General features: G+C 62.1%; 26 protein-coding genes and 1 pseudogene. 13 read left to right on the top strand and 14 right to left on the bottom strand.

The features are described from left to right. Positions 1-198 precede the first annotated feature (198 nt). The 4 genes from ACFXS9_RS39940 to ACFXS9_RS39925 form a co-directional block, all read right to left on the bottom strand. Positions 199-702, bottom strand: coding sequence for a hypothetical protein (locus ACFXS9_RS39940; protein ID WP_392698874.1), 504 nt, complete (start codon positions 700-702; stop codon positions 199-201). Between the two features lie 429 nt (positions 703-1,131). Continuing rightward, a complete protein-coding gene (locus ACFXS9_RS39935) occupies positions 1,132-1,482 on the bottom strand; it encodes a DUF6665 family protein (RefSeq protein ID WP_392698872.1) in 351 nt (116 codons plus the stop codon). 45 nt (positions 1,483-1,527) lie between these two features. Further along, complete coding sequence (locus ACFXS9_RS39930; protein WP_392698871.1) at positions 1,528-2,676, bottom strand: OpgC domain-containing protein; 1,149 nt, start codon at positions 2,674-2,676, stop codon at positions 1,528-1,530. Between the two features lie 164 nt (positions 2,677-2,840). Beyond that, complete coding sequence (locus ACFXS9_RS39925) at positions 2,841-3,830, bottom strand: LysR family transcriptional regulator (protein WP_392698869.1); 990 nt, start codon at positions 3,828-3,830, stop codon at positions 2,841-2,843. Between the two features lie 92 nt (positions 3,831-3,922). Here ACFXS9_RS39925 and ACFXS9_RS39920 point away from each other — a divergent pair, with 92 nt between their 5' ends. From ACFXS9_RS39920 to ACFXS9_RS39910, 3 genes are all read left to right on the top strand, one after another. Beyond that, positions 3,923-4,486 (top strand): YybH family protein, encoded by a 564-nt coding sequence (locus tag ACFXS9_RS39920; RefSeq protein WP_392698867.1) that lies wholly within the window; start codon positions 3,923-3,925, stop codon positions 4,484-4,486. A 303-nt stretch (positions 4,487-4,789) separates the two neighbouring features. After that, positions 4,790-5,179 carry a VOC family protein gene (locus ACFXS9_RS39915; protein ID WP_392698865.1) on the top strand — a complete coding sequence of 130 codons (390 nt, stop codon included), beginning with the start codon at positions 4,790-4,792 and terminating at the stop codon, positions 5,177-5,179. Then, positions 5,176-5,532 (top strand): hypothetical protein, encoded by a 357-nt coding sequence (locus ACFXS9_RS39910; protein ID WP_392698863.1) that lies wholly within the window; start codon positions 5,176-5,178, stop codon positions 5,530-5,532. The genes ACFXS9_RS39915 and ACFXS9_RS39910 overlap by 4 nt, the downstream gene beginning before the upstream one ends. A gap of 538 nt (positions 5,533-6,070) precedes the next feature. Here ACFXS9_RS39910 and ACFXS9_RS39905 read toward each other — a convergent pair. Together ACFXS9_RS39905 and ACFXS9_RS39900 are read right to left on the bottom strand one after the other, a co-directional pair. Continuing rightward, positions 6,071-6,628, bottom strand: a complete 558-nt coding sequence (locus ACFXS9_RS39905; RefSeq protein ID WP_392698862.1) for a sugar O-acetyltransferase — start codon at positions 6,626-6,628, stop codon at positions 6,071-6,073. Positions 6,629-6,674: 46 nt separating this feature from the next. After that, positions 6,675-7,007 (bottom strand): hypothetical protein, encoded by a 333-nt coding sequence (locus tag ACFXS9_RS39900; RefSeq protein ID WP_392698860.1) that lies wholly within the window; start codon positions 7,005-7,007, stop codon positions 6,675-6,677. A 340-nt stretch (positions 7,008-7,347) separates the two neighbouring features. Here ACFXS9_RS39900 and ACFXS9_RS39895 point away from each other — a divergent pair, with 340 nt between their 5' ends. From ACFXS9_RS39895 to ACFXS9_RS39875, 5 genes are all read left to right on the top strand, one after another. Next, positions 7,348-7,692, top strand: a complete 345-nt coding sequence (locus ACFXS9_RS39895; RefSeq protein WP_392698858.1) for a hypothetical protein — start codon at positions 7,348-7,350, stop codon at positions 7,690-7,692. A gap of 26 nt (positions 7,693-7,718) precedes the next feature. After that, positions 7,719-8,114 carry a hypothetical protein gene (locus tag ACFXS9_RS39890; RefSeq protein WP_392698856.1) on the top strand — a complete coding sequence of 132 codons (396 nt, stop codon included), beginning with the start codon at positions 7,719-7,721 and terminating at the stop codon, positions 8,112-8,114. A gap of 29 nt (positions 8,115-8,143) precedes the next feature. Then, entirely contained in the window at positions 8,144-8,275 is a 132-nt protein-coding gene (locus ACFXS9_RS39885; RefSeq protein WP_392698855.1) for a hypothetical protein, read from the top strand. Between the two features lie 289 nt (positions 8,276-8,564). Further along, complete coding sequence (gene flhA / locus ACFXS9_RS39880) at positions 8,565-10,700, top strand: flagellar biosynthesis protein FlhA (protein ID WP_392698853.1); 2,136 nt, start codon at positions 8,565-8,567, stop codon at positions 10,698-10,700. Positions 10,701-11,029: 329 nt separating this feature from the next. Continuing rightward, positions 11,030-11,236: a hypothetical protein gene (locus tag ACFXS9_RS39875; protein ID WP_392698851.1), complete on the top strand. Its 207-nt coding sequence runs from the start codon at positions 11,030-11,032 to the stop codon at positions 11,234-11,236. Positions 11,237-11,415: 179 nt separating this feature from the next. Here ACFXS9_RS39875 and ACFXS9_RS39870 read toward each other — a convergent pair whose 3' ends face one another. From ACFXS9_RS39870 to fliI, 4 genes are all read right to left on the bottom strand, one after another. Further along, a complete protein-coding gene (locus ACFXS9_RS39870; protein WP_392698850.1) occupies positions 11,416-12,321 on the bottom strand; it encodes an anti-sigma factor domain-containing protein in 906 nt (301 codons plus the stop codon). Positions 12,322-12,324: 3 nt separating this feature from the next. Further along, positions 12,325-12,882 (bottom strand): sigma-70 family RNA polymerase sigma factor, encoded by a 558-nt coding sequence (locus ACFXS9_RS39865; RefSeq protein ID WP_028347245.1) that lies wholly within the window; start codon positions 12,880-12,882, stop codon positions 12,325-12,327. A 194-nt stretch (positions 12,883-13,076) separates the two neighbouring features. Continuing rightward, positions 13,077-13,493, bottom strand: coding sequence for a flagellar export protein FliJ (gene fliJ, locus ACFXS9_RS39860; protein ID WP_057842912.1), 417 nt, complete (start codon positions 13,491-13,493; stop codon positions 13,077-13,079). 109 nt (positions 13,494-13,602) lie between these two features. After that, a complete protein-coding gene (gene fliI / locus ACFXS9_RS39855; protein WP_392698847.1) occupies positions 13,603-14,928 on the bottom strand; it encodes a flagellar protein export ATPase FliI in 1,326 nt (441 codons plus the stop codon). A 366-nt stretch (positions 14,929-15,294) separates the two neighbouring features. Here fliI and ctrA point away from each other — a divergent pair. The 5 genes and pseudogenes from ctrA to ACFXS9_RS39830 all read left to right on the top strand — a co-directional run bounded on the left by ctrA (position 15,295) and on the right by ACFXS9_RS39830 (position 19,100). Further along, positions 15,295-15,993 (top strand): annotated as a pseudogene (gene ctrA, locus ACFXS9_RS39850) (response regulator transcription factor CtrA). 168 nt (positions 15,994-16,161) lie between these two features. After that, positions 16,162-16,968, top strand: coding sequence for a cytochrome P460 family protein (locus ACFXS9_RS39845; protein WP_392698846.1), 807 nt, complete (start codon positions 16,162-16,164; stop codon positions 16,966-16,968). A gap of 145 nt (positions 16,969-17,113) precedes the next feature. Beyond that, on the top strand, positions 17,114-17,518 hold the full coding sequence (locus tag ACFXS9_RS39840) for a DUF350 domain-containing protein (RefSeq protein ID WP_028347248.1): 405 nt from the start codon (positions 17,114-17,116) through the stop codon (positions 17,516-17,518). Positions 17,519-17,520: 2 nt separating this feature from the next. Further along, on the top strand, positions 17,521-17,937 hold the full coding sequence (locus tag ACFXS9_RS39835) for a hypothetical protein (RefSeq protein WP_392698845.1): 417 nt from the start codon (positions 17,521-17,523) through the stop codon (positions 17,935-17,937). A gap of 5 nt (positions 17,938-17,942) precedes the next feature. After that, the gene (locus ACFXS9_RS39830; protein ID WP_392698843.1) at positions 17,943-19,100 is read left to right on the top strand and encodes a glutathionylspermidine synthase family protein; all 1,158 of its coding nucleotides are present in this window, start codon (positions 17,943-17,945) and stop codon (positions 19,098-19,100) included. A gap of 37 nt (positions 19,101-19,137) precedes the next feature. On the opposite strand, the gene ACFXS9_RS39825 is transcribed toward ACFXS9_RS39830, so the two are convergent. From ACFXS9_RS39825 to ACFXS9_RS39810, 4 genes are all read right to left on the bottom strand, one after another. Further along, a complete protein-coding gene (locus tag ACFXS9_RS39825; protein WP_392698841.1) occupies positions 19,138-20,016 on the bottom strand; it encodes a CheR family methyltransferase in 879 nt (292 codons plus the stop codon). Continuing rightward, positions 20,013-21,179, bottom strand: coding sequence for a chemotaxis response regulator protein-glutamate methylesterase (locus tag ACFXS9_RS39820; protein WP_392698839.1), 1,167 nt, complete (start codon positions 21,177-21,179; stop codon positions 20,013-20,015). Before ACFXS9_RS39820 ends, ACFXS9_RS39825 begins: the two co-directional genes overlap by 4 nt. Positions 21,180-21,259: 80 nt before the next feature. Beyond that, positions 21,260-21,625 (bottom strand): PleD family two-component system response regulator, encoded by a 366-nt coding sequence (locus ACFXS9_RS39815; protein WP_028347253.1) that lies wholly within the window; start codon positions 21,623-21,625, stop codon positions 21,260-21,262. A 58-nt stretch (positions 21,626-21,683) separates the two neighbouring features. Then, positions 21,684-22,154: a chemotaxis protein CheW gene (locus ACFXS9_RS39810; RefSeq protein ID WP_392698837.1), complete on the bottom strand. Its 471-nt coding sequence runs from the start codon at positions 22,152-22,154 to the stop codon at positions 21,684-21,686. Between the last annotated feature and the right edge of the window lie 29 nt (positions 22,155-22,183).

Below are 22,183 nucleotides of genomic sequence, written 5' to 3'. Positions count from 1 at the left end.
TCGCCTCCTCCGCTGCCTTAGCTGCGAGAAAACGGATTGGGCTGAAGAGCAGTAGCCGTTGCAATCGAGAGCACGGTCGTGGCTGGCAATAGTCGGACATCGACTAGGAGCATCCACGCCCATGCGCGACGCTATGGGGAATTGAGAGTCAGGAGATTAGTTGGCCACTGCCCGCATAGGACAGCCACTGCTCCCGCATCAATCGCGCAACAGCACGGCCTCCCGAAGGGTCCGGCTCGAGGAGGCCAAGACGGAGGCGAGCCCCAGCGCCATCAGCAGCGCGCCAAGCCAGGTTGCCATCCAGCCCCAGCCGTCATCAGCCGCCGCGGCGATCGGAGAGGCAACCGGCGCGGCCGGAGGCACGGAGACCGCAACTGCGTCGCTTGGCGCCGGTGCGGCTGCCAGAAGTGTCTCCGCGTCGAGCCGGCGCGGCGCGGGGTGGTCAGGCGTGAGCTGATCGGTCGCGCGGCTGGCGACCGGTGCCGGCGGCACGACGGCTGCGGCCCCCGTAGCCGAGACGGAAGCGGCATCGACCACCATGAGTTCGGGCGCGGGTTGCGTCGGCTGAGACGTTTCCGCCGGTGCGGAGCGCAGCAGTTCCGCACGCGCATCCATGACCGCCTTCTGCTTGGCCCGCGCGGCCTCATTCTCCTCGACAGTGGCGACACGAGGCTTCGCGGCGCGATGACGAACCTGCTTCACCGTCGCGGTCCCCTCGGCAGCCTGAAACCAGCATTTGCGGCCCCCCTCTGAACGATAGACCCAGCGCTGACCTTCCGCCGTCGACGTACCGGGTCGTGGCAGGCACTCCCTTTCCTTTTCCGCGGGAGCAGGCTCAGGGGGCTTCGGGGGAGAGACATTGAACAAGTCTGCAAGCGGATTCGAAGATGCAGGCGAAGTCGGGAGACTTGCGAGAAGGACAAAAGCGGCGATGTAAGATCGCAAATGACCGGACATGAGAACCCCAGTGTTGCGCCCTCCCCGCACCGACCTTTGGCCGCGACCTGGGTCACAATAGGGCTCAAATCCGGCAAGGCGATGGATTCATTCTGGCCTGGAAACGAGACCGGGGCGCGAGTGCCGGGCAGCGCACGAAGGGCGTCCAAGGTGAGTCGGTTGAAACTCAGCAAGTCATGTTGCTGACAGCATCGATGTGGCGGGGACTACCCCCATGCACTGCTGCACCTCGTTCGGCACGTTGTAGTCGCGCATGACAGGGCGGCTGTCGCGCAGGCCACACGCCTCTCGCTGCACCACGAACATCCAGAGCGCGTGGCCGGCCTCCGTCACCAGGATGCGCCGTGCCTGCTGCGCTGACGCCGGCGCGCCCGAGCGCGGATGGGTGGCATCGAACTCCCGCAGCCTGGCGAGGGCCGCTTCCAGCGCTCGCCCCATCCGTCCAAGCGCAACGGCCTGGTCCTGGGCGATCTCATAGTTGAGAGCGTCGACGGGAGTGCGGTCAAGGCGAAAATCGCGGGACATGGGGAATATATTGCGCCACATGGATCGCACGTGCAACGATGCGCGTTACTGTTGCGATCGCTGCCTGGGTTTGATGCTGATCGAGCTTAGCAATGTTGCGGTCACGATCATCGCTGCGACGCCAGTGAGACTCAATGCTATCTGCATCGCAAGTCCGTCTGAAATGTTGAGCAGCGCCGCGTAGCTGGCGAACGTCAAGAGCACGCCGAGGCAATAGATTGGCAGCGAGTTCTGGCCACAGAGGATCGCGCCGCGCATCACCGGCGTCGTCAGCCCTCGCCACTTGCGGGGCACGAGCCATGACGCCAAAATCGCAAGGGCCAGAAAATGCAGCAGTCGCAATGGATCGAGATTCGATTTGTCCAATGGGTAAATCAGTTTCGCCAACGCTTCCGGGATCAGTGCCTCCAGCGGTCTGATGCGCCAGCTCAATGCGATGACCAGGGTGAAGAGCAGATACAGAACGGCAAGCATAAGCGTCGTGCGTGACGTCACCCACGACCGGGGACTCTTGCCCTCGATCATCCACCACGCGCCAAGCACGAACAGCAATTGCCAGGCCAGCGGATTGAAAGCCCAGTGGCCGTTCGGCCACGCCGGGACGGTCCAGCCAAAGGCATGCACCAACACGTAAAGCGCCAGCGAGGCGCCAAGCGTCGCGTTCGGCGCTCGCAGCAGCAGCCACAGCAGCGGCGCGAACAAGAGGTGAAGAAGCACGAAGACCGCCAACACGTCGGTATTGACCGGACGGTATTGCAGGACCGCCGCGCGCGCGAGCGTCGCGCCGGGATGGTCCAGCAAGATACGCGTATTGCTCTCGTCAGCAAGACGGCCAGTGCCCGCGAGGTGAACCAGGATGACGCAAGCGAGCGTGAGCAGCAGAAATGCAACATAAATGTCCCAGCTTCGCCGCAGCGTTCGGCTGATCACTCCGGTCCAGCCCTCGCAGCGCCACGCCCTGCCGTAAGCCAGCGCGCAGGTTACGCCCGAGACGAACATGAACACTTCCGCGGCATCGCTGAAGCCGTAGTTCCGCAGCGTCAGCCAAGCTCCGACGTTGTTGGGAACATGGTCAAGAAAGATGAACCACAGCGCGATGCCTCGGCAGGCATCTATTCGCAGGTCGCGGCCGTGGTCTTTCAGCTCTGGCAGCTCGCCGACCACGAACTTGGGAATGGTAATTTGGTCGTGCATCTGGGTCGTCCCGAAGCCGGCAAAATGGACCTGCCGCTCGAGCTCCTGGTGTGAGCTCGTTCACCTTTAAGCGTCTATTTTTTCAGGCGAATCTGCGCGCAAGCGTTGAGCGCTGTCGGCGTTGCACGTGATCATTTGAGCCGCGCGATTGGGGCCGCCCGTCACTAGGACTTGCGACGCCTCCGTTCTTGCCTTGAACGCGAACCGGTACTCGTACTTATGGAGCTCGCCAGCGTCTCGAACAGCCAAGCGATGCCGGCATCGGCCATCGCGGCCTGCGATGCGACGAGACGTATAGGATCGGGCGTCCAGGGCAGCGGCACCGGGCGCACCACCAGGTTGAACCGCGCGGCATGGTACTCCACCAGCTTCCGCGGCAAGGTCGCAACCAGATCGCTTTCGGCGAGCTGAACCAGCGCCATCATGAAATTCGGCACCGTCAGCGCCACGCGCCGCGAATGTCCCCGCTCGGCGAGCTTGGCATCGACGACTCCGTGCGCATCGCCGATGGCCGAAACCAGCATGTGCTGTGCCTTCAAGTATGCTGCCAGGTTTGGTGCGCGCGCCAGCGGATGACCTTTTCGCATGGCGACGACGAAGTCTTCCTCGAACAGCAACCGCTCGGCGAAGCGGGGCGGCAACGGGCCGATCGGGAGTATTGCAAGATCGAGCCGGTGGGAGTCGAGCTCCGTGAGCGTGCTTTGCCAGACTTGGCTCGTCGGCTTGCCGTGATGTTGCGGCATGAGGTGCAGCAACCGGATGTCGACACCCGGCGCCTCGCGGGCCAAGCGGGAAACGAGAGGGCCGAGAAAGATGGCCGCCAATGCATCAGGTGCACCGATCGTAAAGCATCGCCGCGTGCTTCCGGGGTCGAACGGCCCGGCCATCGATATGATTCCTTCGACGCGCGCAAGAGTCTCGGCAACTGGACCGGCAAGTGCGAGGGCGCGGTCCGTTGGCTTCACGCCACCCGGCGTCTTGAGGAACAGCGGATCATGCAGGAGACGCCGCAGCCGGCGCAGCCCATGGCTGACGGCCGAGGGTGTGAGATTGAGTCTTTCCGCCGCGCGCGCGACATGACCCTCCTCGAGCACGGTGCTGAACAACACCAGGAGACTGAGGTCGATGCGGAGGAGCTGAGCGGACTTCAGCATGGTGCTGAGATTTTATCACTGGCTTCACGATGTCCAAAGGGTCATCTAGCGCCTTTTCATCACACGGGTTCGTTCAACACTGGAGCGCTTACATGTCGAAGAAATCCCCGATGACGCCTGGTGCGGGCTCGCCTCCAGCGTTATCCCGGCGTCATGCCATCCCGGCGATGGCGGGTCTGCCACTCGTCGTAGCACAGCCGGCCGCGGCTGAGGATGTGGTCGCCAAGCTGATCAAGCATTCCGAGGTGTCGAACGCGGCACTGATGCGGGGAGACGCAGAGACCCACCGAGCGATGATCGCCATCACCGATGATTTCACATTGATGTCTCCGTTCGGTGGACCACCCTCGCACGGCTCGCAGTATACGTCCGAGACGTGGGACAGGATGGGACGGTTCTTCAAGAACGGCACCCACAAGCAGGAGGTCGTCCAATCCTATGGCTCGGCCGACATGGTAGTTCTCGCGCTGATCGAACGGGACCATGTCGAGGTCGGGGAGCTGCCCGCCCAGGAATGGGCGCTGCGCGTTACGCTCGTCTATCGGCGGGACGGGGCCGAGTGGCACCTGGTACATCGCCACGCCGACCCGCTCGCCCATGGCATCAGCCTGCAGCAATCGGCGGCACTCGCGCGCGGCCCTGCCATGAAGGAATGACTTCAATCGGCTGGCGCGAAGCGTCCCCTCATCACGTGCTGCGCGGCAGCCAAAATCATTTGACTGCATTCCAATGAATGGAACTCAACCGAAGGTGTGCTGGTTAGGCGGTGGAGCCGTTTGGCAGCAAGGCTTGGCGCGCGGAGTTACGGCTGCTCGAACGAGGTCAGCCGCCTCGTCCGACCCATTCGGCGCTTGAAGACAGCCGGTAGCAAAGGCTCGTTACTCGCGCTGTCGAGAAGCTCTCTTTATGGATCGAACAAGCGGGCGGCGCGCAGCGCAAAACCTTTAGGGAGAAACGACATGGCGGTCCATTTCAACCACACGATCCTGTCGGCGCGCGACAGCAAGGCTTCCGCGAAGTTCCTGACCGAGATATTGAACCTTCCAGCCCCGAAGCACTGGGGGCCGTTTGAGATGGTCGCTACCGAAAACGGAGCCTTTCTCGATTACATGGACACCGACGAAATCGCGCCGCAGCACTATGCCTTTCTGGTCAGCGAAGCCGAATTCGACGAGATTTTCGGTCGGGTTCGGGAACGCAAGCTTGCCTACTGGGCCGATCCGGCGCGCAAGCACCCCGGCGAGATCAATCGTCACGACGGCGGACGCGGGGTCTACTTCGAGGATCTCAACGGTCACCTCCTCGAAATCATCACCCGCCCCTATGGCAGCGGCGGATGGAATCCATGAATACCGGCGGCGAGAAGTGGCTTGTTAGAAGCCAGCTTCAAGCCGTTCCAATGAATCAGATTTCGCAGTCGACTGAATTCAAAGCCTTGCGCAAGCCGCCAAACGCGCTTAGCCGACAGGGCTCGGTGTCGCTGACGGTCTTTCGCCGCTCGGAAATGGTAGTTCGCTTGATATCGGTTGTCTTTGGCTTCGGCTTAGGAGCGGCGGCGGTGGCGACCTTCTTTAGACGGACGGCGGTCGTGACCTTCTTTGATTTACGATCGTGCCGATGGCGGTTGATTATCCTCGGGGGCTCCGGAGAACCGACACTGATGCCCTGCGGCGGAGAACTGCGTTCGTCGACGAAAGCGTGATGACTTTTCTTCGAATCGTCATCCCGCCCTATCTCTTTGATTTGAGCATGATCTTCGCGCAAACGCGTTCCGCGTTTGTCGCGAGGGAAAACCGGTACCGACTTTTTCGCTAACGCGGCCCTCTGGGTCCGGATCATGCTCTAGAGCAGGCTGCGCTGGCGTCTCGCTGCTCGCGGCGGCAACTTCAAGTCGGTCAGCCTTCGCCAACGCAGCATGTGAATCGGAAATATGTGAATCGGAAACGCCTACGGTTGTCTCGGCAAGGGGCTGGACGACCACTACTGCATTACGCGCAGGAGTTCTGAGTTCCATTGCCGCGAGCACGCCAACACCCAATGGGATGAGGAGGCCCAACAACATCATTCTCAGCATGATGCTCCTCCACTTTGTTTAGTGGCGGTGAAAATTCTCCGGTCTAATGCGGCAACTTGGCGGCGGCTCGCGTAATAACTCGACCCACGTACAGTCTGTTTGCCGACAGGGTTAACGCCGGCCTAGATGTTGCTGACGCGCGAACGTGAATGGAGGAACAGGATCGCTACTCGGTGATTTCCCGGACGGCACGGCAAGGATTGCCTGCAGCAAACACGCCCACGGGAATGTCCCGCGCCACAATGCTTCCCGCGCCGATCACTGCCCGCGATCCGATCCGGACGCCGGGGAGAATGATCGCTCCGCCGCCGACCCATACGTCCGATCCGATTTCGATAGGCTTGCCGAACTCTTCCTTTCGGCGCTGTTCGGCGTTCCAGGGGTGCATCGGCGTCAGAATTTGTACGGCCGGACCGAACAGCGTGAAGTCACCGATCTTTACCGGGCACACGTCCAGCACCACACAATTGAAGTTGAAGAAGACGCGCTCGCCGAGTTTGATGTTCGAGCCGTAATCGCAGAAGAACGGCGGCTGCATCCACACCGTTTCTCCGCCGGCGCCGAACAATTCGGTCAGTATGCGACGCCGTTCTTCCTGCTGCGCTTCGCGCGTGGCGTTGAGGTCGAGGCAGAGATTGCGCGCTCGCGCGCGTGCTTCAACCAGTTCGGTATCCATCGGGTCGTAGAGTGCGCCAGCCAGCATTTTTTGACGTTCTGATTGCATCCTTCTGCTCCGAGCGAAATGAGCGTCGGGGGAGACGGATCAGAGGTTAGAATGTTCCTTCATCGGCCGGCGTTCCGTGGTTCAGCGCCGATGCATTTTGGCCACGGCTAAGCCGGTCAATAAGCGTGTGTGATGGGTGGAGCGCAGCGATACCCATCGCCCTCGCGCATGGGATTGATGGGTCTGGCTCGTCGGCCGGATGGCTCGGATGGGGCGGCCAGTCGATGACCATCATGCCGAGGCCTGCAATCACGACGCCTGCGTCCTCGAGCATCCAGCCGAAATAGCTGCCGGCCTCGAGTCGCGGCGAGAGCCATCGTTCGAAAGCCGCAGTCATCCGCCGCAGGGATTCGTGCGTGCGGCCGGACTCGGCAAACATCCGCTCGCGATGCTCGCAAATCAGTTTGCAACGGCTCTTGCGGTGATGGCCATGAGGCACAGTCCAGATAACAGTGCAGGATGGACGGAGTGAAGCAATACTGGACATCGACTCTATCATCGTCAATTCGGGTCGAGGTGACGCGCACCTGACCGCGTGCTACGAGCAAGCTCGACGAGCGTTCAGGGTGTTCGAGGATTCCCCTACAAGCGCAGCCATCTTGTCGCGCTGAGGCCAACGAAGATTTCGGCCGTTGACCCGCCGTCGACTTGGTAGCCGGGAGAGCGGGATTAGCGATCGCGAAGCACCGGACCAAGGTCAAGCAGCACAGGGAGTTTCCATGTCAGCTCTTCCGCAGAACAACTTAACGTATCCGGTTTTGATCTCCGCTGGTACGGGCGGCAACGGAAGTGGATTTTATCTCAACACCGACGACGCGATGTACCTAGTCACCGCGTGCCATGTCTTGTTCAAAAACAACCTTGAGTTATATCCCGGAATTGTACATCTGACATCCTTAGCCTCTGACTTCACCAGTAAGGCTCATTTCGAACTGGATGGTGCTCAGTTGCTTGCCAGCGGGACTCTGAAAAAGCACCCCACTGCGGACGTTGCTGTTTGCAAGATAGCAAATATTGCCAGTCCAACAGATCGAACAATGGGATTGCTTCCGGGGTCACGCTAACGCCTCTTCCCGTTGGTTCACTTGTTATGGGCCTTTCAATTTCTGGCACGCGCAAAGTTCAGGATGTCACCATTTCCAATGACGTGTTCTTGTTCGGCTATCCCACGTCCCTAGGACGAAGCGCGCAAATTGACCGGTCTAAACCTTTGCTCCGGAAAGGCATTGTCGCTGGGAAAACGGATGACAATAGGCTGATAATTGACTGTCCAGTCTACTTTGGCAACAGCGGCGGACTTGTAATTGAAGTGGCAATCGGTCCACACCAACAAACTACTTTCATGGGTATCGGAATCGCGACGGAAATGGTGCCGTTTGTTGAGGAGCTTTGGAGCAAGCAGTTTAAGACACAGACCGGCGTTCGTTACGAAAACTCAGGCTATACAATCGTCGAACCGATGGACCGCATTTTCGATTTGCTTTGAAGCCTGTTGCTCATGGAGAGTATTGCGAAATGGCAACCTGTCTCTCCAATTGGACGGTGGCTGTCAGTGCGGCTCAATCTCTGCTCGGCGTGGTGCTGCTGTTCCTGATCGGCATTGCGCTGTGCAACCGTTTCCGAATGACAGCGCACATGCCCGCGTGATCAACGAAAGCCAGTCGCAACAGGTGCTCGAAAGCGCATGCGGCGCGAGATTCCGGGTTCGATGCTGGCGCATCGCCCCGGAATGACGGCCTTAACCGCCTGCCGTTAACCCTTTGCTAACCATACACCGGGCAAAAATTGCCGGGTGAAGTCGAGTGTCGTCGGCCGCGTAGAACGGGAGGAACCCCGTGGACGCCAGTGCGGTGCCTCACTTTCGGAACGGCGGCCCTTCGGCCGCCGCCAAGACGTCTGGCGCCCGATGGCGGCAGACGCGGGGGAAGCGGCTACCATGGTCGATGTCACGGCGGGTCAGGGCAGCGCAGGCACGGGCGGCAAGTTTCCGTCCTTGAGCGAAATCGGCGATATCCTGAAGCGCGGCGATCTGGCGCTGGCGCTCGGCGTCCTCGTCATCCTGGTGGTGCTGATCCTGCCGCTGCCGGCGATCGTGCTCGACCTGTTCCTGGCGATCTCGATCACGGTGTCGATCCTGATCCTGATGACGTCGCTGTTCATCCAGGCGCCGCTGGAATTCTCGTCATTTCCGACCGTGCTTCTGATCTCGACCATGCTGCGGCTGTCGCTGAACATGGCCTCCACGCGCCTGATCCTGTCGCACGGCCATGAGGGCACGGCCGCCGCCGGCCACGTCATCGAGGCCTTCGGCAATTTCGTGATGAGCGGTAATTTCGTGATCGGAATTATCGTGTTCGCGATCCTCGTGATCGTGAACTTCGTCGTCATCACCAAGGGTTCGGGGCGCATCGCGGAAGTCGCCGCCCGCTTCCAACTGGATTCGATGCCGGGCAAGCAGATGGCGATCGACGCCGATCTCTCCGCCGGCCTGATCGACGAGCAGACCGCCAAGGCTCGCCGCAAGGCGCTGGAAGACGAAAGCGGCTTCTTCGGCGCCATGGACGGCGCTTCGAAATTCGTCCGCGGCGACGCTATCGCGGGCCTCTTGATCGTGTTCATCAACGTGATCGGCGGCATCATCATCGGCGTCGCCCAGCAGGGCATGAGCTTTGGCGATGCCGCCCGCACCTACACCATTCTGACGGTCGGCGACGGCCTGGTGACGCAGGTACCGGCGCTGATTGTCTCCACAGCCGCGGGCCTTTTGGTGTCGAAGGCCGGCATCACCGGTGCGGCCGACAAGGCGCTGATGAAGCAGCTCTCGGGTTACCCGCAGGCGCTCGGCATGTCGGCCGGCGTGATGCTGGTGCTGGCGCTGTTGCCGGGCATCCCGATGCTGCCGTTCCTGGCGCTCGGCGGCGGCGCTGCGGCGCTGGCCTGGAAAGCGCGAAACCACAACAACGTCACCAAGGCTGCCGAAGCCGCCGCGGCCGCAGCGCCCGATCTCGCGGCGGCTGCCGCCAACGCCGCGGCCGAAGAGCCGATCGCCACCGCGCTCAAGATCGACGACCTCAAGATCGAGCTCGGCTATGCGTTGCTGCCGCTGGTCAACGGCCCTGACGGCACCGACCGCCTGACCGAGCAGATCAAGGCGTTGCGCCGCTCGCTCGCGATCGAAATGGGGTTTGTGATGCCCGCCGTGCGCATCCTCGACAACGTCCAGCTCGAGGCCAACACCTACGTCATCAAGATCAAGGAAGTGGACGCCGGCACCGGCAAGATCTGGCCGAACCAGTTCATGGTGATGGACCCCGCCGGCAACCAGGTCGGCGTGCCCGGCATCCACACCGTCGAGCCGACGTTCGGTCTGCCGGCCACCTGGGTCGATGCCGCGCTGAAGGAAGAGGCCTCGCTGAAGGGCTACACGGTGGTCGATGCCGCCACCGTGCTGTCGACGCACCTCACCGAGCTGCTCAAGAACAACATGAGCGACTTGCTGTCCTATGGCGAGGTGCAGAAGCTCTTGAAGGACCTGCCGAAGGAACAGGGCGAGCTGGTCAAGGACATCGTGCCGAGCCAGGTCACGGTGTCGGGCATCCAGCGCGTGCTGCAGCTCCTGCTGGCCGAGCGGATCTCGATCCGCGACCTCTCCACTATCCTCGAAGGCATCGCCGACGCGCTCGCCTTCTCGCGCAACCCCGCCACCATGGTCGAGCACGTCCGCGCCCGCCTCGCCCGCCAGATCTGCGCACAGAATACCACATACAACGGATATCTGCCGCTGATCGCGTTGTCGGCGCGGTGGGAGCAGGCGTTTGCGGAATCGATCGTGGGCCAGGGCGAAGAACGCAGCCTCGCCATGCAGCCCTCAAAACTATCGGAGTTCATGACCAGCGTTCGCAACGCCTTCGAACAGGCGGCGCGCGAGGGCGAGGCGCCGGTGCTGGTCACCTCCGCTGCAATCCGTCCGTTCGTGCGCTCGCTGGTCGAGCGGTTCCGCTCGCAAACCACCGTGTTGTCGCAGGCGGAAATTCACCCGCGTGCGCGGCTGAAGACGGTCGGCAGCGTCTAGTTTGGCGGCGGGCGCGGCGCAAATCGCCGGCGAAAATGGCGAAGCCTTTTTCGCCACAGGCAAATGGTTTGTCGAAAATGGCCGATACGGCGCCATTCGGCCTTGAGAAGCGGTGATCTCCGCATAAGCTGTTACAGAGACTGAATATTTATTCATTTCCGGCGATCGCCGCGGACGTTCCGATCGCGGCCGCTCAAGTCTTTTCACCGGCTTGTGATCGCTCCTTTGGAAACAGATCCCGGAGTCCTACGTTTCCTGACGCGAGACGTTGAACCAGCCTTCGGACGCATCCAACAAATCCGTTAGGCCGGAGGCGGCAGGAGACTTCCATGAACCATTCGATCTACAGCGCGGATCGCACGACCCATCTCAAGATCGTGGTCGTGGCCCTCGTGGCAGGTGTCGTGGTCGCCGGGTTCAGCATCTCCGCACGCAACAGCTCGGATGAAGGTCTCACCCAGACCGCGAGCACGAGCGTGATGAAGGCCGGCAAGCCGGTGGCGATCACCAGTTCCGGTAACTCAGTCGTACGTTAACGGAGGAATCCGAAACAGGAATTCACGGAATTCACGCGGCTCTTTACAGCCCCCCAAAGTCGCCACGTGGATATATAAGACCCCAACTACCCCCAAGTTGACTGTGAAAACGCCCGCTCCCCACGGGCGTTTTCTTTTTGGCGTGCTGCTGTTGCCGACCTCGTGGCCCCAGCAGGGTGCTAGCGAGCAGCCGGCACCGTCTCGATCAGCTTGCCGGTAAAGATCGGCGCCGAGGTCGGCTGGCCGCTCGGCGAGCCGCCGGCCTGCTCGACGGTCACCGCATAGAGAGCAGTGTTGATCGTACTGGCGTCGTAGGCGTCGAGCGCCGGGCGCGCGGTGAAATCGCTGCCGCCGATCACGCCCAGCGAGCGCGGTTGCGGCAGGCGGTCGGAAATCAACCAGAGCTCAAAGCTCTTGCCCGGCTCGGTGTCGGCGCCGACCTTGCGGACGGTGAAATTTTTGGTCGCGGCGTCGACCGTCAAGATGAACGCGGGCGAACCGCCGTCACGCTGCAGCAGCGCGACATATTGCGCCGACGGTGTCGGCTGTGGCGCCGGCGTCTTCACCTCGACCGTCTGGATGCGCGGCTGCGGCCGCAGCGCCTCCGGTAACAGTTCCGGCCGATAGACTTGTACCGCCAGCATCGCGATAAGCGCTGCGGCAATTGCCGTGGCGAAGGAAGCCACGTTGCGCCAGCGCTTCGCGCGGCCCGTCAACTGGACGACGTTCGAACTGTCCGCAACCGTATTGTCTGCCACGCCCGGCGCCGAGACGGCCGGCGGCGCCTCGGCCGCCACCGGCTCGGCCGGAGGCGCAGTCTGCGGCGCCTCAGGCAGCGTCAGCGGCGCCTGCGCCTCCGTGGAATGTCCGATGGCGGCCTTGATGTTTTCCCACACGATCGGACGCGGTTCGACCGAACCGACCATCTGGTTGAGCACGCCGAGCCGGTATTCCCAGGCGTGAACGAGCGCGCTGTATTCGGCATCGACGGCCATCATGGTCTCGACCTGCGCGCGCTCGTCGGCATCGAGGGTGCCGAGCGCATATTCCGCAGCGAGCGCGATATGGTCTTCGCTATAGGCCATCGTTCAAGACCCGGACCCTAGTCCGAGACACTCCCTTATCTCCATCATGCTGCGGCGCAGCCACGTCTTCACCGTATTCACCGGTGTCTCGAACTTGGCGGCGAGCTGTTCGCGGCTCCAGCCGTTGTAGTAGGCGAGCAGCACGAGCTTCTGTCGATCCGGCTCCAGGCGGCCGACGCATTCCAGCAACCGCTTCAACTCTTCCGTCATCTCGCGCCGCGCCAGCGGATCGGGCGACTCGGCCGCCACTTCCATCGCGGTCGGTTCCTCCTCGATCGAGCTTTCGCTCTTCTTGCGCACCACGTCGATCGCCCGGTTGCGCGCGATCGACGCCATCCACGTGATCGGCGAAGCGAGCGCCGGGTTGAACTGTCCCGCGCTGTTCCAGATCTTGACGTAAGCCTCCTGAATGACCTCCTCCGCGAGGTCCTGACGCCGCAAGATACGGAGCACGACGCCGAAGAGTTTCGCGCGCGTGGCGGCGTAAAGGCGCTCAAAAGCGGCCTCATCTCCCTTCGCCACCGCGGCAATCAGCCAGACCAGCTCCGCTGGCGTCAGCATTCAACGACCCCCAAGATCTCGGTCCTCCATCGCGTCGTACGCTGGAGCAATCGAGAAGTTTCGTAGCATACCCTGCGTCAAACTGGGCACCAAGTCGCCGATTCCGGGCAATCCGCCAAGAAAAACCACCAAGAAAAAACCCGGGCCTTGTGGCCCGGGTTTTCGATTCCTTCAACCGATGAGTGTGAGAAGCGTCAGGCGACGCCAAGCCGGGCGCGCATCAGGCCGATACTGTCCATGTCGGCCTGTTCGCGGGCGCTTTCCTCGGCGCGCTCGCGCGCCTGGTCGCGCTCGTCGAGCAGTTCGACCTTTTTCAGTTCCTCGAAGGCTTCGCTCAAGAGGCTTTTGGCATCCTCGAGCTGGATGCGCAGTTCGTCGGCGGAGCGGGTCAGGTTTTCCCGGCGCTGGATCGCGGCCTTGGCGTAGGTCGGATAGGCGAAGTGGGAGGGGTCGTTGATTCCGGCCCGCTCCTGCTCGGTCTGGATTTCGCGCTCGAGATCGACCGACATGCGCTGGAAGTCGGCGATCATGCCTTCGATCTGGGTAACCCTTCGGCGCTTCTCGTCGACCTGAAATTTCTTCAGGCGGATCAGCGTTTCTCGTGACTTCATCGACTCATACTCCCCAGAAGTCCCAATCTGAACGCGGGACGGAGCCGGCTCCCTCGGGGGACCCCACCGGCGTCATTAATCATGTGCCGGGGATGATGGCCTGACAAAGTTAGCGTTCCGTTTCCAAATTGGCGAGGATCTGCGCCAATTGGCGGTAGCCGTCATCAAGGCTCGAGTTTTCGTCCTTGGCCTGGCGCAGAAAGGCTTCCAGCGGCTCGTGCAACCGGATCGCCTCGTCGACCTCCGGGCTCGAGCCTGCCCGATAGGCGCCAAGCCGGATCAGTTCCTCCATGTCGGCGTAGGTCGCCATCACCTGGCGGCCCCGCATGATTATGGGAAGATAGTCGGGATTGGCCGATCTCGGCATGGTGCGCGAGACCGATTTGAGAATATTGATCGCGGGAAACCGTCCGCGCTCTGCAATCGAGCGTTGCATAACGATGTGACCGTCCAGAATGCCACGCACCGCATCCGCGATTGGTTCGTTGTGGTCGTCACCATCGACCAAGACCGTGAAAATGGCGGTGATGGTGCCGACGCCGGTGCCCGGCCCTGCCCGTTCCAGGAGTTTTGGCAGCTCCGTGAACACCGTCGGCGTATAGCCTTTCGCGGTCGGCGGCTCGCCGGCCGACAGCCCGATCTCGCGCTGCGCCATCGCAAAGCGCGTGACCGAATCCATCAGGCACAGCACGTCCTTGTCCTCGTCGCGGAAATATTCTGATATAGCCAGCGTCAGGTAGGCGGCCTGCCGCCGCATCAAGGCGGGCTCATCGGATGTCGCCACCACCACCACCGAGCGCGCCAGGCCTTCGTCGCCAAGATCCTCCTGCAGAAATTCCTGCACCTCGCGGCCGCGTTCGCCGATCAGGCCGATGACGGTGATATCGGCATCGACATTGCGCGCCAGCATCGACAGCAGCACCGATTTCCCCACACCGGAACCGGCGAAGATGCCGAGCCGCTGGCCGCGGCAGCAGGTCAGGAACGTGTTGAGCGCCCGCACGCCGAGATCGAGCGGCGCCCCGACGCGCTTGCGCGAATGCGCCGGCGGCGGCGCGTTGCGATAGGGCATGGGCGACGGGCCCTGCACCAGCGGCCCCTTGCCGTCGATCGGCTCCCCCATGGCGTTGATGACGCGGCCGAGCCAGGCCGGCGACGGCCGCACCTGGCTTGCCGCCGTCGCAATGACCGCGCGGCAACCCCGCCGGACGCCGTCGAGTCCACCGAACGGCATCACGACAGCATTGCTGCCGGAAAAGCCGATTACTTCGGCCGGGATGAAGCGGCTTCCGCCGGTATCGATGACGATGCGGGCGCCGACCGACATCGCATGGATGGGCCCTGCGATCTCGACCATCAGTCCGCGCACGCCCACAACGCGGCCATATATATTGACGCCGTCGATATCGCCGATCTGCTCCGCGAGCGCCTTCATTGCGAAAACCTTAAGTTTCCGCACTTTAAGAAACCCCGCTTAACCTCGTGTTTACCCGCATCATTAATCATTGCGTCACTGTCTTTGGTGACTGAGAGCGCTTGCCCGTCAGAAGAAGGGCTAAACGCGGGAGTCGGTTAGGCCCGCCTCTTAATCTGGAACCTGAGTGGACACTATGGAGAAAAGCTGCTTGCGCGCAACATCTTAGGGCGATTCGTTAGAAATTGCACTTAAAGAGCTTGCGAACCGGAATCAGATTTTGTTAACCATGTGTCTGTCAGGATCCGAATCAGTTGTTAAAGGCGTTTTGAGTGCCGCAAGTGCGGCCGACCTGACGCCCGGAGCGGCGGACTAAAGGGGACTGGCATGCGCGTTTTGCTGATAGAAGATGACAGCGCCGTCGCGCAGTCGATCGAATTGATGCTGAAATCCGAGAGTTTCAACGTCTACACGACGGATCTCGGAGAAGAAGGCGTCGATCTAGGTAAGCTTTACGACTACGATATTATCCTTCTCGACCTCAACCTGCCCGACATGTCCGGTTACGACGTGCTCAAGCAGCTCCGGGTATCGAAAATCAAGACTCCCATTCTGATCCTCTCCGGCCTCGCCGGCATCGAGGACAAGGTCAAAGGTCTCGGCGTCGGCGCCGACGACTACATGACCAAGCCCTTCCACAAGGACGAACTGGTTGCCCGCATCCATGCGATCGTGCGCCGTTCCAAGGGTCACGCCCAGTCGGTCATCCAGACCGGCGATCTCGTGGTCAATCTCGATACCAAGACGGTCGAGGTCGGCGGCCAGCGCGTGCACCTGACCGGCAAGGAATACCAGATGCTGGAGCTGCTCGCTCCGCAAGGGAACCACCCTCACCAAGGAAATGTTCCTCAACCACCTCTATGGCGGCATGGACGAGCCCGAGCTGAAGATCATCGACGTCTTCATCTGCAAGCTGCGCAAGAAGCTTGCCAACGCTTCCGAAGGCCGCAACTTCATCGAGACGGTGTGGGGCCGCGGCTACGGCTGCGCGAGCCGCACGAGGCGGACGAGCGCATCCCCGCCTGATCAGGGCTTACGGCGAGCCGCAAGGCTCACTCCTCCCGGCTGGACCCCGCCCGAAATGGCGGGGTTTTTGTTTGGGCCTTGCCACGCGACAAATTCGCTTCCCCGGATTGAAACCCGTTTCGCGGTGTCTCGTATTTGACGGAATTGTCCGCAAACGAGGGGGAAGTCATGAAAAACGTCAGGCTCATTGCCGCTGTCGCGCTCGGGTCGGCATCGGGCGCGCTCATCGGCTATTCGGCGCTCGCCGGCGGCGACAAGGTCGCCTTCCCGGAGAATTTCGACAAGGGCACGCTCTACGCCACGGTCGATCGTTACGACAACAAGCAGTATCGCGAGCTCTATGCGACGCCAGCGGCGGTCGATGCGGTACGCAAGGGGCAGCCGATCCCGAGCGGCACGGTGCTGACGCTGGTGCAGTACAAGGCGCAACTCGATGCGGCCGGCGAGCCGCTCAAGGATGCCAACGGTCGTTTCCAGAAGGGCGACCTCGTCGCCTACACGGTGATGGAAAAGCGCGACGGCTGGGGCACCGAGTACAAGGATGACATCCGCAACGGCGAATGGGAGTATCAGGCGTTTGGCCCGGACAAGAAGGTCAACGACAAGGCCAATTTGACGGCCTGCTTCACCTGCCACAAGCCGCATGCCGGGCAGGATTTTGTTATCTCGCTAGCAGGCCTGAAGGGCACGCCCGAAGGCGCCATGGCAAAGCCAACGCCAGGGCCCGGCGTAGTCTCGATCTCCGACTTCAAGTTCGGGCCGGAGACCGTCATCGTCAGCAAGGGCCAGACCATCACCTGGCACAACACCGACTCCTCGCCACACCAGGTGACGATCACCGGCCCCAATCCGCAGCGCTCGCCGATCGCGCTGAAAGGCCAGACCACCCAGCTAACCCTCGCCGATGCCGGAATCTACGATTACATCTGCGGCCTGCACCCGGCCATGAAGGGCAAGATCGAGGTCAAGGAATAACCGGCTGAATCAAGGCCGCCATGGAGGATTTGCGAGCCCCGCCCGAAATGGCGGGGTTTTTGTTCGGGATTGAACCGCCTGCCCCGATGCGCCGACTGATGGATCGTGCGAACCTACCGGAACGCGCGAGTTGGGGCGAAATTCAATGATCCTGCAATCCCTCGCCGGGCTGCCGGCGTTCCTGGTTTACTTCTGCACGGCGATTGTCGCCGTGGTGGCCTACCTCTTCGTCTACACCCGCGTCACGGCGCACAACGAGTTCGATCTGATCCGCGCCAATGAGCCGGCCGCCGCGATTGCGCTGGGCTTGAGCCTGCTCGGCTTCGTGCTGCCGCTGGTCAGCGCTATCACCCATTCGGCCAATGTCTGGGATTGCCTGATCTGGGCCGCGATCGCGCTGATCGTGCAGATCATCGTCTATTACCTCGTCAGGGTTCCGGTGCCGAACCTGTCGAAGCGGATCGCATCGGGCGAACTCGCCGCCGCGATCTGGCTCGGGCTGTCCTCGCTGGCCGCCGGCGCGATCAACGCCGCTTGCATGACCTACTGACCATGGCGAACAATTCAGAGCCTGAATTCGGCAAGCGCAAACCGGTCTCGGTGCCGGCGGCGCCGCGTCCTGTTCCGCCGCCGCCGGCCAAGCGATCGAGCCACGTTGTGCTCTTGCTGATGGGTACGTTTGCCGTCGGCAGCGCCGCCTACACGCTGATGCCGAGCCGGACGTGCGAGCAGCAACCGCCGAACGCGTATGCGGCATCGCCGACGCAAAGCAATGCCGAATGCTCGTCACGCAGTTCTTCCTCGAGCCATGGCGGCAGCTCCGGCGGCGGATCGTCGTCGCGCAGCAGCTACTACAGCAGCGACTCCTCCTCATCCTCGAGCCATTCATCCTATGATTCCGGCTCGCACAGCGTGCAGCGCGGCGGCTTCGGCTCGTTCGGGCATGCCATCGGCTTTTCAGGCGGTTGAATTTCATGCAACGGATCGTCTGCCCCGAACGTGACGACTGGCGTGCCACCGCCGAAAGCGTCGGGTTTACTTTTCACACCATCAATGGCGAGCGCTATTGGGATGAACGGGCCTATTACGCGTTCACGCTGCAGGAAATCGAACAGCGGATCGAGGCGCCCACCGCCGAGATCGATGCGATGTGCCTTGAGCTGGTCGGCCGCGCGATCAACGACGAAAAATATTTGCGCCGACTGAAAATACCCGAAGCGTTCTGGCCGCTGATTTCCGAAAGCTGGCGCCGCCGCGACGCCTGCCTCTACGGCCGGCTGGACCTTAGCTATGACGGCTGGAGCCCGGCGAAACTGCTGGAGTACAACGCCGATACGCCGACCTCGATTTTCGAAGCGGCGGTTTTTCAGTGGGCCTGGCTCGAACAGGCGATGGAGCGCAACATCATCCCGAAACGCGCCGATCAGTTCAATTCAATCCACGAGCGCCTGATCGACGCCTGGAAGAAACATGGCGGCGCCAAGCATCTTCATCTCACTGGAATGACCGACAATGCCGAGGATGCCGGTACGCTGGCCTATCTGCAGGACACTGCGAGCCAAGCCGGATTGAAGACGACATTGATGGACATCAAGGAAGTCGGTTTGGATGGCGATGGTCGCTTCGTCAATCTCGACGACCGCGCCATCGAATTCGCCTTCAAGCTCTATCCCTGGGAATGGATGTTCCGCGACACGTTCGGCGAAAAACTCGCAACCGCGCAGACCCGCTGGATCGAACCGCCGTGGAAGGCGATCCTCTCCAACAAGGGCATCCTTCCCCTGCTGTGGGAGATGTTTCCGAAGCATCCCAATTTGCTGCCGGCCTATTTCGAGGACGATCCGAAGGCGGCCATGCTCGGCTCCTCGTTCGTGCGCAAGCCGCTCTATTCGCGCGAAGGCGCCAACATCGCGCTCGTCAGCGCCGGCAGCACGCTCGCGGAGCAGCAGGGCCCCTATGGCGCGGAAGGATTCATCCGGCAGGCTTTCGCGCCACTGCCGAGCTTCGCCGACCTATACCCCGTGCTCGGAAGCTGGCTGGTCGATCGCACGCCATGCGGCCTGTCGATCCGCGAGGACGAGAACCCGATCACCGGCAACACGTCGCGTTTCCTGCCGCACGCGATCCTGTAGCGCGGCAGCATGCCGAGGCGCAGGCTGAAGAACAGGGTCAGCGCGCCGCGGCAACCGCCCGCAGGGTTTGCGGCACCAGGGTCGACGCCCCCACCCGTATCACCGGTGCGATGTTCGGACGATAAAGTCCACGTCGCTCCGGATAGGGCTTGAAGCTGTTGGTGATGCCGACCACCGATTCGGCAGCGCCCAGCGCCAGCACCCCATCGGGCTCCAGCATCCGGGAGAGCCGCTCGAAGATGTTAGCCTTGGTATTCTGATCGAAATAGATCAGCACGTTGCGGCAGAAGATGACGTCGAACACGCCGAGATGGGAGAAGTCCTGCAGCAGGTTGAGCTGACGATGCTGCACCATGCTGCGGATCTCGGCATTGATCTGCCAGAGCTCGCCGTTCTGGGTGAAATATTTCACCAGCAACCCAATCGGCAATCCGCGCTGCACCTCGAACTGGCTGAAGATGCCGGCCTTCGATTTTTCCAGCACCGCCTGCGACAGGTCGGTCGCGACGATCTCGGTGCGCCAACCGGACAGCAGGGATCCCGCCTCCTTCAGGCACATCGCGATCGAATATGGTTCCTGCCCGGTGGAGGAAGCTGCGCACCAGATGCGCAACGACCGGCGGGCCGCGCGCGCCTGCACCAGCGCCGGAATGACCGCTTCCCGCAAATGATCGAACGGAATCTTGTCGCGGAAGAAAAACGTCTCGTTGGTGGTCATCGCCTCGACCACCTCCGCCGTCAGCGCGCTGGCTCCGCCCTTCATCTTCTCGACAAGTTGGGAAATGCCCGGCAGGCTTGACTTGCGGGCCAACGGCAGCAGCCGGCTTTCGACCAGATATTGCTTGTCGGCGGAAAGATCGAGCCCGGAGCGCTCTTTCAGAAGCTTACGCAGATACTCATAGTCTGAAGGCGTCACGAACGATCTCCCGAAAACAACCGAACCAGTTTTGGCGCGATCTGATTGAGCGGCAGAACCGCCGCGCAAATACCTGCATTGGCGGCCGCGCCCGGCATGCCCCACACCACGCTGGTCGCTTCGTCCTGGGCAATCACGCTGCCGCCGGCGGCGACGATCTCCTTGCCGCCGCGCATCCCGTCGGAGCCCATGCCGGTCAGAATCACCGACATGATGCTGCCCTGCCAGACGTCGATGGCGGAGTTGAACAGCGGGTCCACCGCAGGCTTGCAGAAATTCACCGGCGGCCCGTCGTCGAGCGCGATCGCGGTGTCCGCGCCATGGCGCACGACGCGCATGTGGCGGCCGCCCGGCGCAAGATAGATCCGACCGGGCTTGACGATCTCGCCGTCAACGGCCTCATGCGCCGGTCGGCGGCTCGCACGTGCCAGATGCTCGGCGAGAATCGTGGTGAAGGTTGGCGGCATGTGCTGGGTGATCAGCACCGGAAAACGATCGATCACCGGACCGATGTCGGCGACCAGCGCCATCAGCGCCTGCGGGCCGCCGGTCGACGAGCCGATCAGAAGCACACGCGGCGCCAGCATGCTGAAGGGCCGGCGCGCCAGTGGCAGTTGCGCAACCGGTGCGGCGACCGGATGAACGGATACCTCGCGCACCCGCTCGGCTCGTGCCGGAGCCGGGCTCGCGCCAGGCGACGCACGGCGGCGGGCCCTGGCGCCCAGATGGCGAATCTTCTGGATCAGATCGTGGTGGAAGGTCTCGGCAGCGGTGGCCTCGCGCGTGCTCTCCGGCTTTGGAATGTAGTCAGCGGCGCCGAGCGAGAGCGCCTTGAAGCTGATCTCCGCATTGCGGCGCGTCAGCGTCGACGCCATGATGATGACGAGGTCGCGCTTTTTCGCGAGCAACTGGGGCAGCGCCGAAATGCCGTCGAGCTCCGGCATTTCGATATCGAGCACGGCGACGTCGGGTTTGATGCGATCGATCTGGTTGACGGCGTCGAGGCCGGTGCGCAGGGAGGCGGAGACCTCCATGTCCGGCTCGGCGCCGATCCAGCGCGAGATCATCCCGCGGATCACCACGGAGTCGTCGACCACCATCACGCGCAGCTTGTCTTGCCTTGTCGAGATTGGCGGCGGAGACTTCGTTAACGCAACACTCATTACTTCACCCGACCCAACTCAAGCGGCACACTTGCAAAACCAACGCCGATGGCCGTTGAGCCGCCGGGATCACATAGAGATCAGATCAGGCCGACTTCCTGGAACTTCGCGGTGACGATGTCCTTGTCGAACGGCTTCATGATGTATTCGTTGGCGCCCGCATGCAGCGCACGCGCGATGTGCGCGACGTCGTTTTCGGTGGTGCAGAACACCACCTTGGGCGCGTCGCCGCCGGGCATGCGGCGCAGATTGCCGAGGAACTCGTAGCCGTCCATGACCGGCATATTCCAGTCGAGCAGAACCGCCTCGGGCATCGCGCGCTTGCAGACTTCAAGCGCCTTCTCGCCGTCCTCGGCTTCGACGATCTGAAAGTCGAGACCTTCGAGGATACGTCGTGCGACCTTTCGGATGACGCTCGAGTCATCAACGACCAGACATGTTTTCATTTTAGGGCTCCACTTACATCAATTCCCAAGAGGGATGTTTCCGTACCGGGTTGGATTTTCATGCCGCCATCAGGTCGGGTATGATTTCGAGAACGCGATCGACATCGAGGACGACCATGAGCTGGCCGTCGAGGCGGTGCACGCCGCCGGCGAGCTTGGCCATGCGGGGGTCGAGGTTGACGGGGTTTTCCTCGCAGCTTGCGTCGGGCAGCCGCAGCACCTCGCCGATCTGGTCGATCAAGAGGCCGTAGGACTCGCCTCTGAGGTCGACGCCGACCGCCATCGGCGGCTTGCCGTCGTCGTTCTTCGGCAAGCCGAGCCGGGCGCGCATGTCGACCACGGTGACGATGCGGCCGCGCAGATTGAGCACGCCGGCGATCTCGGCGGAGGACAGCGGCACCCGCGTCAGCCGTTCCGGCATGAACACGTCCTGCACCCGCGAGATCGGCAGGCCGAACAATTGCCCGCCGATCACGGCGGTGACGTATTCGGCCACGGTGCCCTCGATGGTCTCGGTCTTGGTTGTCATGGTCTAACTTCCTATGCCCCGGCCAAGCT

The organism is Bradyrhizobium sp. RDI18 (assembly GCF_043203335.1).
GTDB lineage: Bacteria > Pseudomonadota > Alphaproteobacteria > Rhizobiales > Xanthobacteraceae > Bradyrhizobium > Bradyrhizobium retamae.
The sequence above is the reverse complement of the archived record's forward strand: the minus strand, read 5'-3'. Positions and strand labels throughout refer to the sequence as shown.